The 15,267-nt window shown below is 62.4% G+C and carries 14 protein-coding genes and 2 tRNA genes; 7 read left to right on the top strand and 9 right to left on the bottom strand.

Annotated features, from left to right (window positions below; genetic code table 11):
- Nucleotides 1-31 precede the first annotated feature (31 nt).
- Genes ACE3PH_RS13980 through ACE3PH_RS13965 form a run of 4 tightly spaced genes read right to left on the bottom strand, consistent with a single transcriptional unit; the run spans nucleotide 32 to nucleotide 3,091 of the window.
- Nucleotides 32-613: a membrane integrity-associated transporter subunit PqiC gene (locus ACE3PH_RS13980; RefSeq protein WP_374320107.1), complete on the bottom strand. Its 582-nt coding sequence runs from the start codon at nucleotides 611-613 to the stop codon at nucleotides 32-34.
- Complete coding sequence (locus ACE3PH_RS13975; RefSeq protein ID WP_374320104.1) at nucleotides 613-1,584, bottom strand: MlaD family protein; 972 nt, start codon at nucleotides 1,582-1,584, stop codon at nucleotides 613-615. Before ACE3PH_RS13975 ends, ACE3PH_RS13980 begins: the two co-directional genes overlap by 1 nt.
- A complete protein-coding gene (locus ACE3PH_RS13970; RefSeq protein WP_374320102.1) occupies nucleotides 1,581-2,333 on the bottom strand; it encodes an ABC transporter ATP-binding protein in 753 nt (250 codons plus the stop codon). Before ACE3PH_RS13970 ends, ACE3PH_RS13975 begins: the two co-directional genes overlap by 4 nt.
- A 2-nt stretch (nucleotides 2,334-2,335) precedes the next feature.
- On the bottom strand, nucleotides 2,336-3,091 hold the full coding sequence (locus ACE3PH_RS13965; RefSeq protein WP_374320100.1) for an MlaE family ABC transporter permease: 756 nt from the start codon (nucleotides 3,089-3,091) through the stop codon (nucleotides 2,336-2,338).
- Nucleotides 3,092-3,228: 137 nt separating this feature from the next.
- Here ACE3PH_RS13965 and ACE3PH_RS13960 point away from each other — a divergent pair, with 137 nt between their 5' ends.
- Nucleotides 3,229-3,843, top strand: a complete 615-nt coding sequence (locus ACE3PH_RS13960; protein ID WP_374320097.1) for a hypothetical protein — start codon at nucleotides 3,229-3,231, stop codon at nucleotides 3,841-3,843.
- Between the two features lie 30 nt (nucleotides 3,844-3,873).
- Nucleotides 3,874-3,950: transfer RNA gene (locus ACE3PH_RS13955), tRNA-Pro, on the top strand.
- A 194-nt stretch (nucleotides 3,951-4,144) separates the two neighbouring features.
- Here ACE3PH_RS13955 and ACE3PH_RS13950 read toward each other — a convergent pair.
- Nucleotides 4,145-4,354, bottom strand: coding sequence for a heavy-metal-associated domain-containing protein (locus ACE3PH_RS13950; RefSeq protein WP_374320094.1), 210 nt, complete (start codon nucleotides 4,352-4,354; stop codon nucleotides 4,145-4,147).
- Nucleotides 4,355-4,430: 76 nt separating this feature from the next.
- On the opposite strand from ACE3PH_RS13950, the gene ACE3PH_RS13945 reads away from it, so the two are divergent.
- The 5 genes from ACE3PH_RS13945 (at nucleotide 4,431) to ACE3PH_RS13925 (ending at nucleotide 10,129) form a co-directional block, all read left to right on the top strand.
- Nucleotides 4,431-6,749, top strand: a complete 2,319-nt coding sequence (locus tag ACE3PH_RS13945) for a heavy metal translocating P-type ATPase (RefSeq protein WP_374320231.1) — start codon at nucleotides 4,431-4,433, stop codon at nucleotides 6,747-6,749.
- Between the two features lie 21 nt (nucleotides 6,750-6,770).
- Nucleotides 6,771-6,847 (top strand) — tRNA-Arg (locus tag ACE3PH_RS13940).
- A 130-nt stretch (nucleotides 6,848-6,977) separates the two neighbouring features.
- A complete protein-coding gene (locus ACE3PH_RS13935; protein WP_374320092.1) occupies nucleotides 6,978-7,289 on the top strand; it encodes a hypothetical protein in 312 nt (103 codons plus the stop codon).
- 128 nt (nucleotides 7,290-7,417) lie between these two features.
- Nucleotides 7,418-8,956 (top strand): methyl-accepting chemotaxis protein, encoded by a 1,539-nt coding sequence (locus tag ACE3PH_RS13930; RefSeq protein WP_374320089.1) that lies wholly within the window; start codon nucleotides 7,418-7,420, stop codon nucleotides 8,954-8,956.
- Nucleotides 8,957-8,974: 18 nt separating this feature from the next.
- Entirely contained in the window at nucleotides 8,975-10,129 is a 1,155-nt protein-coding gene (locus ACE3PH_RS13925; protein ID WP_374320087.1) for an EAL domain-containing protein, read from the top strand.
- Between the two features lie 101 nt (nucleotides 10,130-10,230).
- Here ACE3PH_RS13925 and fabI read toward each other — a convergent pair whose 3' ends face one another.
- From fabI to ACE3PH_RS13905, 4 genes are read right to left on the bottom strand one after another with little or no spacing between them, the layout of a single operon-like run.
- Nucleotides 10,231-11,016, bottom strand: a complete 786-nt coding sequence (fabI, locus tag ACE3PH_RS13920) for an enoyl-ACP reductase FabI (protein ID WP_374320085.1) — start codon at nucleotides 11,014-11,016, stop codon at nucleotides 10,231-10,233.
- Between the two features lie 18 nt (nucleotides 11,017-11,034).
- A complete protein-coding gene (locus ACE3PH_RS13915) occupies nucleotides 11,035-12,189 on the bottom strand; it encodes an ABC transporter permease (RefSeq protein ID WP_374320082.1) in 1,155 nt (384 codons plus the stop codon).
- 10 nt (nucleotides 12,190-12,199) lie between these two features.
- The gene (locus ACE3PH_RS13910) at nucleotides 12,200-13,354 is read right to left on the bottom strand and encodes an ABC transporter permease (protein WP_374320079.1); all 1,155 of its coding nucleotides are present in this window, start codon (nucleotides 13,352-13,354) and stop codon (nucleotides 12,200-12,202) included.
- Complete coding sequence (locus tag ACE3PH_RS13905) at nucleotides 13,351-15,264, bottom strand: ATP-binding cassette domain-containing protein (RefSeq protein WP_374320076.1); 1,914 nt, start codon at nucleotides 15,262-15,264, stop codon at nucleotides 13,351-13,353. Before ACE3PH_RS13905 ends, ACE3PH_RS13910 begins: the two co-directional genes overlap by 4 nt.
- Nucleotides 15,265-15,267 lie beyond the last annotated feature (3 nt).

Here is a 15,267-nt window from a genome sequence, read left to right as displayed (position 1 = left end):
GCGGGTGGGCTGACCCGCTTCGGCGCTGCGATCAAAATCGCATCAGTGCCGCCAGCTGTTGGGCCAGGGCTGCGTTCAGCCGGCCCATGGCGGCTGCTTGCCCTGCGGCTGATGCGGGGTTCACGGCCTCGCTCAGCTGCAGCTGACCGGACCGTGGTGCCTTGCCCGCCGCGGCAGGGATCAGCCGCCAGCTGACCTGGGCTTGCAGCATGCCGGTGGCAGGCCGGTAATCCAGACTGAGGTAATCGACCACCAGCTCGCCCCCATCCGCAGACGTGCTGCATACGGACTCGCACACCGCACCGGTGCCCAGTTGAGCTTGCAGGCTTTGCAGCAGGTGGCGGCTCAGGCCGATCTCCAGCCGCTCTGCCCAGCGGGCCTGTGGCCATTCGGCCAGGGTGCTGTCGGTATCGCGGTAACGCACCTGTGTGGCTTGCAGGTATTCCGGAATCTTCACCCGGCGTACGGCCCACAGCGGTGTGGCGGGCGCAGTGGTGGAGGTCGTGGGTGCAGACAGGCTGGGTAGCGCCAGGAGGGTGGTGGCAGGCGGTGCGCTGGCACAGCCAGCCAGCGCCAGGGGCAGAAGCAGGCAGAGCAGAGGGCGGCGCATCATCAGTTCTTCCTTCCGAAGATCACGGCATTGGGTTGTTGCTCGACCTGATCGGCAAACGAGCGCAGGCTGCGGGCCGAAATGGCCAGGTCGGAGGCGGCGCCTTCAAGGTCGGCGCGCAGGGGCGAACTGGAGCCCGTCAGATCCGATAGCGACTGCATCGCGCGCTCGGCCGAGGCGGCAGCCTGGTTCGCCTTCTCCAGCGTTTTGACCAGTTCAGGCTGGACCTGGATCACCGTCTGTCGGGTGGTGTCCGACAGCTGCTGGATGGATGCCAGAGTGGTGTTGGTTTGGCCTTGCAGTGCCTGCAAGGAGGTCGTGGCAGTCGTCAGGGTGTTGCGCACCTCTACGGCCGTCGCATCAAACTGCTTGCTGCTGCTTTGCAACGCCTGTTGGGTCACTTTCAGTGTCTGGTCCAGGGTGGCCACTGTCTTGCGCAGTTCCGAGACCATTTCCCCCAGCGGCAACTCCTGCACCTGGGTGATCAGGGCATCCAGCTTGTCTTGCATGGTCGGGATTTCGGGGAGCGAGCTTTGCCCTTTGGCGTAGAGGTTGGCCGGCGTATTGGGCTTGAAGTCCAGTTCGATCGCTGTCTGCCCGGTGACCACGCTCTGCAGGGTCAACTTGGCACGCAGTCCGCGCTGCACGAGGGCATTCAAGTCAATAGGTTGGTCAACAGCCGTACCCGCGCCAATTTGCAGGGTTTCGGTGCTCAATGCCATGCGCACCGGAATGCGCGTTTCAAGCGTCTTGGGGTCAACCTGCACGCCAATGCGGGTCACCTCGCCCATCTTGACGCCACGGAAGGTGACCGGGGCGCCCACATACAAGCCTTTGACGCTGCCGCCAAAGTAGACGACAGCCTGGTAGCGGGTCGCAAACAGACTGCTTTTGCCCAGGGTGATGACGCCTGCCACGGCAAGCACCAAGGCCAGCAGAACGAAGGCGCCAACGAGAAAAGCGTGGCGTTTCATGGCGTGGTGATCTCCTCGCGGTGCATGAAGGCCCGCACGGTGGGGTGAGTGGATGTGTCTCGCAATTCGGCCGGTGGGCCCTTGGCGATGGGTTGCTTGGTGTCCGCATCGAGAAACAGCCCGTCATCGGCAATGGCATAGATGCTGGGCAGCTCGTGCGTCACGATGATGATGGCTGCGCCTGTTCGGGCGCGGATGTCGAGAATCAGGTTGTCAAGCCGTCTGGAGCTGATCGGGTCCAGCCCAGCTGAGGGCTCGTCCAGAAACAGCAGGCGCGGCCCGGTAGCGATGGCGCGGGCCAGCCCCACACGCTTCTTCATGCCGCCGCTGAGGTCCGATGGGTATTTGCTCGCCGCTTCGGCCATGCCGACCCAACCCAATACCTCCAGCGCATGGGCCTGACGATCGGTCGGTGACAGGGCCCCTTGCAGATCAAGTGGCAGCAGCACGTTTTCCAGCACGGTCATCGACGACCACAGCGCGGCACTCTGGAACAGCACGCCCATGTGCGCGCGCAACTGGTTGCGTTGCGCTTCGCTGGCCAGCCAGTAGTCCTGCCCCTCGTAGAACACCTGACCCGCAGATGGCTCCAGCAGCCCGATGAGCGACTTCATCAATGTGCTTTTGCCACAACCGCTGCCGCCCATCACGGCCATGATGGTGCCGGGCTCCAGATCGAAGCTGATGTTGTCCTGAATCAGCGTGTCGCCGTATTGCAGTCGCAGGTCTTTGACGCTGAGTATCGCCATGTTCAGATTCCCAGGGCGTTGGCACACACGGCAAACACGGCGTCCAGCGCAATGATGCCCACGATGCCCGTGACCACCGCTTGCGTGGTGGCCTGCCCGACCCCTTCCGCATTGCGCTTTGCAAAGAGCCCGTAGTAGCAGCCTGCCATCGCGATCAACAGACCAAAGATGATGCTCTTGGAGAAGCCCAGCCCCAGGTGGGTGTAGGTCAGCGCCATCAGGCTGCGGTCAAAGTAGACGGCAGAAGGCAGGTGCAGCAGGCTGGCACTGACCGCGAAGCCGCCCAGCAGGCCACCTACGCAGGCAAACAGATAGAGCAGGGGCAGCATCAGCACGAGGGCCAGCACGCGGGGCATCACCAGAAAGTCGACCGGATCCAGCCCCAGCACTTTCAGCGCATCGATTTCCTCGTTGGCCTGCATGGTGGCCAGTTCGGCCGCAAAGGCGGCGCCCGTTCGGCCCGACATCACGACCGCAGTGATGACCGCAGCCATTTCGCGGGATATGGCGATGGCCACCAGGTCAGCCACATAGACGCCCGCCCCGAACTTCATCAATTGAACCGCGCCGACGAAAGCGATGATGGCGCCGACCAGGATGTTGACGATCAGAACGATGAGGGTGGCCCTTGCACTGGCATCGGCCAGCACCCGCAGGAAGTCCTGGCGGCGGAACCGCCATCCGCCTTTCAGGCCTCTGACCATGGCCAGCAGGACGTCACCAAACAGGGTGACCGGACGCTCCAGGAGTGTTGTCATGACTGCTTTATAGCGCGGGCAGATCCGTATCTGTTGGCGTTACATGTGGACACGAGGCCGTGTGCACATCCTCGGGGGCTCCTCAAAAATGCACTCACCGGGTGTCGTTGAACCCATTTCCTCGTGTGGAGCGTCTCGTGAACAAGTGTAAGTTTTCTCGTCTGATCGGTCTGACTGTTGTCGCCGCACCCGTGTTGTTTTTGGGTTCCGCGCATGCTCAGGTCACCCTCGCAACCGGCAACTGGTCTTCGCAGTACACCTTGCTGCTCAATGGCAAGAACTCCCAGACGCTGCTGTCCCTGGCCCAGACCGATCTGGTCAATTCGCTGCCGACTTCGATGCAGGCCCAGGCTACATCCACGTTGAATGCTGCCAAGACCAAGGGCATTGCCACCGTGTGTCTGGGCTCGACGGATGTGGCCAGCATCAATTCGCCGGCCAAGATCTTCAACACCTTGTCGACCATGAACCCGTACTGCTCGTTCAAGGTGACCAAGACCACTTCGTCGGCTGCCTACTTCTCGGGCACTTGCACGGACCCGCTGGGCTACACCGGTCCTTTGTCTGGCTCGCTGAAGGTGGGCTCGGCCAAAAAATGGACGGCCAGCTTCTCCGGTATCGGCACCGTGCCCACAGCAGTGCTGACCGCCATGGGCCTGACGGCCGGCTCCAAGGTGTACATGTCTTCGAGCTCGACCAGCAGTTGGGTTTCTGCGACGTGCCCGACCACAACCGTAGCGTCTGCAAATTAAGTCCAAAGTCGCGCTATACTCTTGCTTCTTCGGGGCGTAGCGCAGCCTGGTAGCGCATCTGCTTTGGGAGCAGAGGGTCGTGAGTTCGAATCCCACCGCCCCGACCATATCCAGCAAAAGCCCGCATGTGAAAGCATGCGGGCTTTTTGTTGTCTGAATGGAGTCGTGAAAGGCGTCACACCCCTTTCATGGCGTGGTGTGACGGCATGTTGGCGGGCTGTGAACGCATGTAACACAGCCATGTCTGGGCACTATCAGTTATCTGTGAGATGTCTCACGCTTGGCTGCCAGGCCCCTGCCATCACGACAGCACTTCGTAGCCCTCTTCGGTGATCAAGGCCGCCACCGTGTTGCGGTCCAGTGAGGTGGCTACCGATACCTTGCCCTCCGGCAGGGTGACCTCGACACCAGCCTGGGGGTCTTTGTCCTGAATGGCCCGGGTCACAGCTTTCACGCAGTGCTGGCAGGACATGCCTTTGACGGTCAGTTGATGGTGCTGAGTGCTGCTCATGGTTGTTCCTTTGCGCTTGTCGGCTGATTCGGGATGTCAGGGATACTGTCAACTCTGACACGATAGCGCTTTGATGATGAGCACGCAGACAGCGGACCGTTTTCCCGACACAACAGAAGAGGGGGCTCATGTCACCCTCGCCATCCGTGGCATGACCTGCGCTGCGTGTGTGGCCCGTGTGGAGCGAGCCTTGTCCAAGGTGCCCGGGGTCGCCCAGGCTCAGGTCAACTATGCGACCGAAACCGCTGCGGTCACGCTGGGCGACGCTGAAAGTGAAGCCGACATGGCCGATGCACTGTGCTCGGCAGTCGAGAAAGCTGGCTACGAGGCCCATGTGCAGGCGCCCGACAAGGTGCTCGATGATGCGCAGCAGTCCTGGTGGCAGATCTGGGGGCCGGTTACCCTGGGGCTGGTGGCCAGCGTGCCGCTGGTGCTGCCCATGCTGTGGGGACAACATGACTTCTGGCCGGCCTGGGTACAGTTCGCCCTGGCCACGCCCGTGCAGTTCGGGTTGGGCTGGCGTTTTTACAAGGCCGGTTGGGCAGCGCTGAGAGCCGGTAGCGGCAACATGGATCAATTGGTGGCCCTGGGCACATCGGCTGCCTATGGGCTGTCATGCTGGTTGTGGCTGACCCATGACGACGGCATGGCCGGCATGCATGGTGGCGTGCCGCTGTATTTCGAGTCCGCAGCCGTGGTGATCACCCTGGTCTTGTTGGGCAAGGCGCTCGAAGCCCGTGCCAAGCGGCAGACCACAGATGCCATCCGTGCCTTGCAGTCACTGCGCCCCGATACCGTCTGCAGACTGGGTCCCCAAGGCGAGGTGGAGGTGCCTTTGTCCCAGGTGCTTGTGGGCGATGTCGTGGTGGTGCGGCCAGGCGAGCGCATTGCCGTCGATGGCGTGGTGCAGGAAGGCAGCAGCCACGTCGATGAAGCCATGCTCACGGGCGAGCCCTTGCCCGTAGCGAAGCAGTCGGGTGATCGACTGACCGGTGGGGCCATCAATGGCGAAGGTCGTCTGGTGATGGTGGCACAGGCCATTGGCGGCGACACGATGCTGTCGCAGATCATCCGGCGCGTGGCAGACGCGCAGGCCGTCAAGGCACCCATTCAGCGCGTGGTCGACAAGGTGTCGGCCATCTTCGTCCCTACGGTCTTGCTGGTGGCTTTGCTGACAGGGCTGGGCTGGTGGCTGGCTGGCTCGGCCGCCGAAGTGGCACTCATTCGTGCCGTGGCCGTGCTGGTGATCGCATGCCCCTGTGCGTTGGGGCTGGCCACGCCAGCTGCCATCATGGCCGGAACGGGGGCGGCCGCCAGGCAGGGCATCCTCATCAAGGACCCTGAGGCGCTGGAGACCGCATGCCGTATCCAGGTGGTGGCCTTTGACAAGACCGGCACCCTCACGATCGGGCAACCCAAGGTGATCGAATGGGCCGTGGCCGGAGATGCCGGTTTGAGCCTGGATGTGGTCCGCGCGATCACCGCGGCCATTCAGTCCGGCAGTGAGCACCCCTTGGCCAAGGCCGTGCTGGCTGACGTGCCAGTGTCGCAGCGTGGTGCCTGGGTTGCCAGCGAGGTGCAGGCTGTGCCGGGGCAGGCGGTGCAGGCGCGCGTGGCACTGCCGGGCCAGTTCACCAATGTCTGGAGCCTGGGCAGCGGGCACTGGTTGCAGAAGAACTGTCCAGACTGGCCAGACCCCGAGTCATCGGTGCACGAAGAGATCTTTTCTTTGGCAGAGCGCTTGCAAGGGCAGGGGGCTACCGTGTCATGGCTGTTGCGGCATGACGAGGGGCGCGCAGCGCCTGCGGTGATCGGCATGCTGGCCTTTGGCGATGAGCTCAAGCCAGATGCGGCGCAGGCGGTGGCGCGCTTGCAGCAAATGGGCCTGGAAACCGTGCTGATATCGGGTGACAACCGGGGTGCGGCGGAAGCCGTCGGGATGGCGCTCGGCATTCGGCAAGTGGTGGCCGAGGTCTTGCCCAATGACAAGGCCGACCATGTGCGGGCCTTGCAATCGCCGCAAGGGCAGGGGCGGCGCGTGGTGGCGATGGTGGGCGATGGTCTCAACGATGCACCGGCCCTGGCTGCTGCCGATGTGGGCATGGCCATGGCCAACCCGCACGGCAGCACCGATGTGGCCTTGCATGCCGCCGGCATCACGCTGATGCGAGGCGATCCGTTGCTGGTGCCGGCTGCCATCGACATTTCCCGGCGGACAACACGCAAGATTCACCAGAACCTGTTCTGGGCCTTTGGCTACAACGTGATCGGCATTCCCCTGGCAGCCATGGGCGGGCTCAACCCGATGGTGGCGGGGGCGGCCATGGCTTTCAGCTCGGTGAGTGTGGTCACGAATGCACTGCTCTTGTCGCGCTGGCGGCCTGGCAAGGGGTAATGCCTTTAAACTTGCACTTGGCCGTCCGTAGCTCAACTGGATAGAGCAATTGCCTTCTAAGCAATAGGTCGGGGGTTCGAGTCCCTCCGGACGGGCCATGTCGTCTTTCCTGTGCGTCCGAATGACAAGCTCATTGAGCGAGTGCAATACGCTGTTTTTTCATGCGTGTTACGGTAAGACGATGCAGTGGCCCCTCTGTCGTGGTGGGGTGCATGAAAGGGAAGTGTCATGCCGTATCTAGACGCCAAGCTAGCCCCGGATGCCGTGTTCAAACGCACACGTGCCGGTCAATGCGAGCTCATTGCTCGTCGTATCCAATTGTCGGAAGCCGACCGGCGCCTGCTGTCGGTGATGACGGGTTTCACCAGGCTTGCTGACCTTGCCGGGTTGTTGGGCGAACCGGAAGTTCCTCATTCGGTGGTGGCCAGCTTGCTCGAACTCGGGTTGATCAAACAGGTGGTCGACGGGGAGGGGCATGGCTTGCCCGGCGAGTCATTGCTGAGCTCCGGCACCGATCGCCGTTTCACTTCGCATGCGTGAAGCGGTGCGAGCCCCGGTAGGGGGCTGAACATCTGTTCAAGTTGTACAAGGTACGGTCGATAAACCGTGTGACCCCGTTCCTCTGCATCAGAGTCCAGTGCAGACAGGGGTCTTAACGGAGTATCGACATGGGAAACCTGAGTATTGGAAAACGCCTGGCACTGGGCTTCGGGCTGCTGCTGTTGCTTGCAGCCTTGATGTTGGGCACCGCCGTCTGGCGTCTTCAACACGTGGATAACGCCACCCACGCCATGATGAACGAGCCGCTTGCCAAAGAGCGTTTGGCTGGCGATGTTTATCGGAATGTGTTTGCGGCAGTTCGCCGCACTTCGGCTATTGTCAAGAGTACGGATGCGTCCTTGACGGACTTCTTTGCCGACGACACCAAGATGACGACCAAGGCATCGACTGAAGCGCAGGCTGCGCTCGAGAAGCTGCTGCGCACCGACGAAGAACGGGCCGCCTTTGCCAAGATGGGTGAGGTTCGCGCACGCTACATCCAGGCTCGTGACAGTGCGGTCAAGGCCAAAGCCAGTGGCGATACCCTGGAAGCAACACGGATCTTCGAGTCGGCCTATCAGCCGACCGCTCGTGAGTACCTCGATGTCGTGCTGGCGTTTCAGACGCTGGAGCGTCAGCAGATCGATGTGATGGCCAAAGAGTTGAGTGCATCCAATGATGCAGGGCGCTTGATGCTGATCCTGCTGGGTGTGCTGGCCATTGCCCTCGGTGCGGGCGCAGCCTGGTTCATCACCCGGTCGATCACGCAGCCCCTGGCGCATGCGCTGGAAGCCGCCCGTCAGGTGGCACAAGGCAATCTGAAGCGACTGGAGCATGATGGCGCCAAAGACGAGATGGGGCAGTTGATCAATGCACTGGCTGAGATGCAGGACGCCCTCTCTCGCGTGATTGGCGGCATCCGTGACGCCACCGAGTCCATCACCACGGCCAGTACCGAAATTGCGGTCGGTAACCAGGACCTCTCCAGCCGCACCGAACACACGGCGTCCAGCCTTGAAGAAACGGCCAGCTCCATGGAGCAATTGACCGGCACGGTCAACCAGACGGCAGACTCAGCCCGTACGGCCAACCAGTTGGCGTCGTCTGCCAGCACCTCTGCCGCCAAGGGCGGTGAAGTGGTGTCGCAGGTGGTGCGCACGATGGAAGAGATCAACACCAGCTCCCGCAAGATCTCCGACATCATCGGTGTGATCGACGGCATTGCCTTCCAGACGAATATCCTGGCTTTGAATGCCGCTGTTGAAGCCGCCCGTGCCGGCGAGCAAGGCCGTGGATTTGCTGTGGTGGCTTCTGAAGTACGCAATCTGGCGCAGCGCTCGGCCAATGCTGCCAAGGAAATCAAGACGCTCATCGTGGCGTCTACCGAGCGGGTCGAGTCGGGTTCACGCCTCGTGTCCGATGCCGGTGAAACCATGCAGGAAATCATGGCATCGGTGCAGCGGGTGGCTGACATCATTGGCGAAATCTCGTGTGCTGCGACCGAGCAATCGGATGGCATTCGCCAGGTCAATGTCGCTGTCAACCAGCTTGATCAGATGACCCAGCAGAATGCCGCCCTGGTTGAGCAGAGTGCTGCCGCAGCTGAAAGTCTGAAGGAGCAGGCGCGCAAGCTCACGGATGTGGTCGGTGTGTTCAGACTGGCTTGATCTTCACGGGAGTTGAGCATGGGGCAAATGCACGACGCCACACTCATGTCGGATGACTTTCGTGAGATGGATGGCGTGGTGCATGCCCGCTTCGGGCCGTTGTGGTTGGGCTCGCATTTTCAGCCCATCTACAGCGTGGTCCATGGTCGTGTCGTAGGCCATGAGGCACTGTTGAGAGGGCTGGATGCTGACGGGCATCGGGTGTCCCCTGTGGAGGTGTTCGCTGCCTGCTCAGGCTTGCAGGACATCGGGCGGTGCGACACGCTCAGTCGCCGTGCGCACCTGCTCAACTTTGTGAAGGCGCGTGCGCAAGATCAGTGGCTCTTCCTCAATGTCCATGTTGATGCTTTTCTGCATGGCATGGAGGGGGACATGGCCTCCAGCAAGGTCGGCTGGTTGCAGGGTTTGCAGGTGCGCCCTGAACAGATCGTCATCGAACTGCTGGAAGATTCCATCGATCGCCTGGCGCCGCTGGAACAGGCCGTCCAGCAGTTCAAGTCTCATGGCTTCCTGATCGCGCTGGACGATTTCGGGGCAGGGCACTCCAATTTTGATCGCGTCTGGCGCCTCAAGCCCGATATCGTCAAGCTGGACCGCAGCATGGTGGTTCGCGCCGCCAAAGATGCAGGAACCGCTCGCATGCTGGGACAGCTGACCTCGCTGCTGCATGAGTGTGGCGCGCTGGTGTTGATGGAAGGGGTGGAGACCTATGACGAAGCCCTGCTGGCCATGGACTGCGATGTCGATCTGATGCAGGGGTATTACTTCTGCCGGCCTCAGCCCATGGTGCAGACCGGGCTCAGCACCCCTGACCAGTTGACCGACCTCTACAAGGGCATGGACTTGCGCCGTCGTGCGCATCAACGCGCGCACAAGGAATTGATTGCCCCCTACGTCAACGCGACTGGATCTGCCTGGCGGCCAGCTGTGCTACCTGCTGGATGCCGAAGGTCGCCAGATTGGCGACAGCGTGTGGCGGCCCGATGGTCAGTTGGGGCCGCATGCAGCCTATCTGCCCATGAAAGAGACGCAAGGGGCCACGTGGGCGAGTCGCCCCTATTTCCGCCGTGCGCTCGATGCGCCGGGCAAAGTGCAGGTAACCCGCCCCTACAGAACCCTGCAAGGGCGGCAGTTGTGCTTCACGGTGTCGTCACGCTTCATACGGCGCCATGACTGCTTCCAGACGCCGGCCGTGATCTGTGGTGACGTATTGCTTCAGGAGCTGCCGGATGGCAGCTTGAGCGCAGACCAGCACTGAAGGCCGTGAGGCCAGGTCAGGCAATGATGTGGGTGCCGCCGTCCACGTACAGCGTGTTGCCACTCATGCGGCGGGAGTAGGGCGCAGCCAGGTTGGCTGTGGCGTAGCCCACATCCATGATGTCGACCAGCTCGCCCAGGGGGGCTTTTTGCGCGGCTTCGTGCAGCAGGATCTCGAAGTTCTTCAGGCCTGAGGCTGCCCGTGTCTTCATGGGGCCCGGTGAAATGGCGTGAACGCGGATGTTGCGGTGCCCCAATTCATAGGCCAGATAGCGGCATGAGGCTTCCAGTGCCGCCTTGACCGGGCCCATGACGTTGTAATTAGGCACCACCTTTTGCGCGCCGTAGTAGCTCATGGCGAACATGCTGCCACCTTCCTTCATCAGCGGGGCGCCGAGATGGGCCATGCGGACGAACGAGTGGCACGAGATGTCCATGGCCTTGGCGAAGCCGTCTGCCGAGCAGTCCAGCAGCCCGCCCTGCAGGTCATCCTTGGGCGCCCAGGCGATCGAGTGCAGCATGATGTCGAGCTGACCCCATGCCTGTTCGATCTGCTGGAACACCGTTTCCAATTCGCCAGGCACAGAGACGTCCAGCGGGGCAAAGATCTCGGCACCCAGCTCTTCGGCCAGGGGCTGCACGTAGGGCAGGGCTTTGTCGTTCAGGTAGGTGATGGCCAGATCCGCCCCCAGCTCGCGAAAAGCCTTGGCGCAACCATAGGCAATCGAGTGCTCGTTGGCCACGCCGACGATCAGGGCCTTCTTGCCTTGCAGCGGCAGGCGGGGGTTGGGGATAGGAACCATGTGCTCACTCCTTGGGCATCAGCCAAACTGGCGACGGAAACGGTACAGACCTTGTCCAAACAGCAGCGCACCGATCCCGGCCAGAATGGTGATGGGTTCGGCGAGCGACCGGGCATCCTGATTTTTCAGCAGGATCCCGAACGCAATATCCATGAAGTGATGTAACGGGGAGATGACCATGGCTTTAGCCAACCAAAATGGCATGGCTTCTGGTGGTGTCCATGCTCCTGAAAGAAACAGCATGGGCGCCAGCACCAGAATGGTCAGCATGCCGACCTGAGCGAGGTTGCGCGCGATGGTGGCGATGAACAGCCCCAGCCCTGCGGTCGAGAAGATGTAGAGCGCGCACATCGCGAAGAAAAGGGGCAGGCTGCCGCGGCAGGGCACATCAAAGATGGGCCACAACACCGCGTTGAGCGACAAGACCACCGCCAGCAAGATGACGCCCCCCATGGCGATCACCTTGGGCAGCAGGATCTGCAGGGGGGACAGCGGCGAGACCAGCAACTGCTCCACCGTGCCACGTTCCTTCTCGCGCACGGCTGCGGCAGCCGGCAGCAGGATGGCAAAAGCCGTGATGATGTTGAGCAACTCCGAGATGGCCATGAACCATGAGTCATCCTGGTTGGCGTTGTACCAGGCCCGGATGCGGTTGTCGGTGGTCGGCAGCGAGGTGATGCCCAGCGAGCCGGCCTGACTGCGCAGTTGCTGGATGCCGGACTCCAGCCCGAACTGGGTGACCACACGGGTCATGTAGCTGGCGGCCAGAAAGCCCTGCACCGAGTTGGAGGTGTCCACCCACAGGCCCACGGTGGTGTCGCGCCCGGCGGCCAGGTCTGCCGTGAAATTGGGCGGGATGTCGACTGCCATCATGGCGTCTCCCCGGTCCAGGGCATCCAGCGCCTGGTTTCCAGACACGCTGCCAGCCTGTACAGAAAAGGACGGCTCGACCAGACGGCCCACCAGCTCGCGCGCTGCCGAGCCGTGATCTGCATCGCTGATGACGGTCTTGGCATGGCTGACTTGCAGGGTCACCCCCGTGCCAGCCAGAAAAATGTCGACCGTGAAGGCATAGATGACAAAAGCCAGCAGGACACGGTCGCGCCACAGCTGGGTCAGCTCCTTGCGGGTCAGGGCCACCAGGGGCCGGAACCAGTTGATCCATTGCATCATGTGGCGCCTCTCATTGCTTGGGCCGCTTCGTCATGAAGCGGTAGCCGAGCGTGAAGAGCGTGAAGCTGTAAAGGGCCAGCACCAGGCATTCCTGCCAGAGCTCTTTCAGCCCGTTGCCCTTGAGGAAGCACCCCACGGCGATGTCGGTGTAATACATGGCGGGCAGCAGGTGGGCGATCACCTGTCCCGTCGGGCCCAATGAAGGCACCGGAATCAGCACGCCCGAATACAGCACGGCGGGCACGATGGTGATGATGGCGGTGACGATCATGGCTGACACCTGGCTGCGGGTGACGATGGACACCAGCAGCCCGATGCCCGTGGTGCACAGCACATAGATGACGCTGGCCAGACTGAAAAACAGCATGGAGCCGCGGAAGGGCACGCCAAAACCCCATAAGGCAATCAGCCACAGCACCCACGAGTTCAGAAAGGAGATGCCGACATAGGGGGCCAGCTTGCCCAGCAGGTATTCGCCGCGGGTGAGGTTCGAGGCATACAAATTGAAAATGGCGCCAGTTTCTTTCTCGCGCACCACCCCCAGGGCGGTGAGGAAGGGCGGGGCCACCATCAGGATCACCATCAGCAGCTTTGGCCCGAGCGACCACAGTGATTCGACGGCCTCGTTGTAGAGATAGCGCACGGACAGCTTCACGGGCGACAGGCGCTTGCGGGCGGCATCTTCGGTCATGCCCGTGGTGTGCGAAATCAGCTGCCCGATGCGGTCCAGACTGGCCTGGGCGTTGATGGCATCGATGTAGCCTTTGGTCGTCAGTGCCCGTGAGGGGAAGGTGCCATCAATGACCGTCTGCACTTCAGCGGGCTGATTGGCTGCCAGCTTGCGGCCGAAGCCGTTCGGGATGATGAGTGCCGCTCGCACCTTGCCCCGGGCCATCAGCTCATCGAGCTGTTTGGGGTCGGTCAGCTCGCCTTCCAGGTTGAAAAACACCCCGCTGCTGAATCTCGCCGCATAGTCGCGGCTTTCCTGGGTCTTGTCCTGATCCAGCACCACAAAGGGAATGTGCTCCACGTCCAGCGACAGGCCGACGCCGAACAGCACCATCAACATCGGCGGCACGATGAAAGCCAGGCTGAAAAACAGGCGGTCCCGGGCGATTTCGCGCCATTCCTTGTAGGCATACGCCACGATGCGCTGGATGTTCATTTGCCCTCCTGCTCAAGCTCGGTCATCAGGGCCACGAACACGTCTTCCATGCTGGCCAGCCGCTCCACACCGCCGCGCAGTTGCAGGCCTTTGCCAGCCAGCAGTGTGCCCAGTCGGTTCAGTTCGGTGGCGGTGTCCTGCGAAGCGAAGCAATGCAGTTTGCGACCATGCAGGCTGGCATCCAGCCCGGCTGCCTGCAACACAGCCAGGGCCTTGCGTGGTTCGTCGGTGTCCAGCTCCAGCAGGCGACCACGGCGCTGTGCCAGGTCTGCCTTGAGCTTGGCCGGCGTGCCATCGGCCACCACCTTGCCGGCGTACATCAGGGCCAGGCTGTCGCAGCGCTCGGCTTCGCTCATGTAGTGGGTGGTCACCAGCACGGCTACCTGGTCTTCCCGAGCCAGACGGAACAGGATGTCCCAGAAGCGTCGGCGCCCAATCGGGTCCACGCCTGAAGTGGGTTCATCCAGAAAGATCACCTTGGGCGAGTGCACCAGCGCACAGCCCAGGGCAAGGCGTTGGCGCAGGCCCATCGGCAGGCTGGCGGCCAGGGCATTCTCGTGTCCGGCCAGCCCGGCCATGTTCACGATCCATTCCGCGCGTTCTTTGGCTCGCTGCGGGCTCAGGCCGTAAATCGAGGCATACAGGCGGATGTTTTCCAGCGCCGTGAGGTCGGTATAGAGCGAAAACGCCTGCGACATGTAGCCAATGCGGGTTTTGATCTCCCGCCCGGCCTTGCGCATGTCCGCCCCGGCCACCTGGCCCTCGCCGCTGGAAGGCGGCATGATGCCGGTCAGCATTTTGATCACGGTGGTCTTGCCGGCGCCGTTGGCCCCCAACAGGCCAAATACCTCGCCCGGCATCACGCGGAAGCTGGCGTTCTCCACCGCATGGAAGTCACCAAAAATGCGGGTCAGCCCCCGGGCTTCGATAGCAGGCTCGGCCTGCTCGTCAATGTGGGCCTTGAGGGCCACCGCATCGTCTGGCGTGTCGCCTCCGCCCACCAGGGCAATGAAAGCGTCTTCCAGTTCAGGGTCGCTGGGTGTGGCGGTCAGTGGGCGCCACACGGTATCCACCAGGGCTTGGGCGGCGTCTTGAGGTGCAAGCCCGCTCATGAACAGGCGCAGATCGTTGCCGCGTGGCTCCATGTAGCCAAAACGCTGGGACACCCGCTGGGCTTCCTCGCGTGCCAGCCCGGTCATGGTCATCACGGTACCGGGGCAGCGGGCCACCACCTCGTCGGGGCGACCTTCAGCCAGGGCCTTGCCCTCGTGCATGAGCAACACCCGGTCGAAGCGGCTGGCCTCGTCCAGATACGCGGTGGAAACCAGTGCCGTGGCAGATGCTTCTTCGAGCAACTCAGCCAGGATGGCCCAGAAGTCGCGACGTGAAACCGGATCCACGCCGGTGGTGGGCTCGTCCAGCACGATCAGCCGCGGGGCATGGATCAGCGTGCACACCAACCCCAGCTTCTGCTTCATGCCGCCTGAGAGCTGCTTCATCGGTCGGGCGCGGAATTTCTCCAGCCGCGTGATGCCGAACAGCTGCTTCTTGCGCTGGGCCGCTTCGTCATGCGGCACCAGGCGCAGCCGCGCGAAGAAGTCGACGTTTTCTTCGATGCTCAGCTCGGGGTAGAGGTTCTGTCCCAGCCCCTGGGGCATGAGTCCGAGACGGTCCTTGATCGACTCGGCTGCGGCATCGCTGTCGAGTTCGGTGCCAAACACCTTGAGCGAACCACCATCAAATTGCAGCACGCCCGCCACAGCCTTCATGAAGCTGGACTTGCCCGCCCCATCGGGGCCGATGAGCCCAAAGACCTCGCCGCTGCGGACGGTCAGATCCAGGCCGGAAACGGCCGGCTCCTTGCCATAGCGCTTGGCGAAGCCCCTGGCTTCGATGATCACCTCGCTCATGAC

Source organism: Aquabacterium sp. (assembly GCF_041909175.1).
Classification (GTDB): domain Bacteria; phylum Pseudomonadota; class Gammaproteobacteria; order Burkholderiales; family Burkholderiaceae_C; genus Aquabacterium.
This window is presented reverse-complemented; position numbering and strand designations above follow the sequence as displayed.

Coding starts and splice junctions, on each gene's coding strand:
- ACE3PH_RS13910 (WP_374320079.1), bottom strand. CDS start 13,354: ATGAACATCCAGCGCATCGTGGCGTATGCCTACAAGGAATGGCGCGAA.
- ACE3PH_RS13945 (WP_374320231.1), top strand. CDS start 4,431: ATGAGCACGCAGACAGCGGACCGTTTTCCCGACACAACAGAAGAGGGG.
- ACE3PH_RS13935 (WP_374320092.1), top strand. CDS start 6,978: ATGCCGTATCTAGACGCCAAGCTAGCCCCGGATGCCGTGTTCAAACGC.
- ACE3PH_RS13980 (WP_374320107.1), bottom strand. CDS start 613: ATGATGCGCCGCCCTCTGCTCTGCCTGCTTCTGCCCCTGGCGCTGGCT.
- ACE3PH_RS13950 (WP_374320094.1), bottom strand. CDS start 4,354: ATGAGCAGCACTCAGCACCATCAACTGACCGTCAAAGGCATGTCCTGC.
- ACE3PH_RS13965 (WP_374320100.1), bottom strand. CDS start 3,091: ATGACAACACTCCTGGAGCGTCCGGTCACCCTGTTTGGTGACGTCCTG.
- ACE3PH_RS13905 (WP_374320076.1), bottom strand. CDS start 15,264: ATGAGCGAGGTGATCATCGAAGCCAGGGGCTTCGCCAAGCGCTATGGC.
- fabI (WP_374320085.1), bottom strand. CDS start 11,016: ATGGTTCCTATCCCCAACCCCCGCCTGCCGCTGCAAGGCAAGAAGGCC.
- ACE3PH_RS13925 (WP_374320087.1), top strand. CDS start 8,975: ATGGGGCAAATGCACGACGCCACACTCATGTCGGATGACTTTCGTGAG.
- ACE3PH_RS13975 (WP_374320104.1), bottom strand. CDS start 1,584: ATGAAACGCCACGCTTTTCTCGTTGGCGCCTTCGTTCTGCTGGCCTTG.
- ACE3PH_RS13930 (WP_374320089.1), top strand. CDS start 7,418: ATGGGAAACCTGAGTATTGGAAAACGCCTGGCACTGGGCTTCGGGCTG.
- ACE3PH_RS13970 (WP_374320102.1), bottom strand. CDS start 2,333: ATGGCGATACTCAGCGTCAAAGACCTGCGACTGCAATACGGCGACACG.
- ACE3PH_RS13915 (WP_374320082.1), bottom strand. CDS start 12,189: ATGATGCAATGGATCAACTGGTTCCGGCCCCTGGTGGCCCTGACCCGC.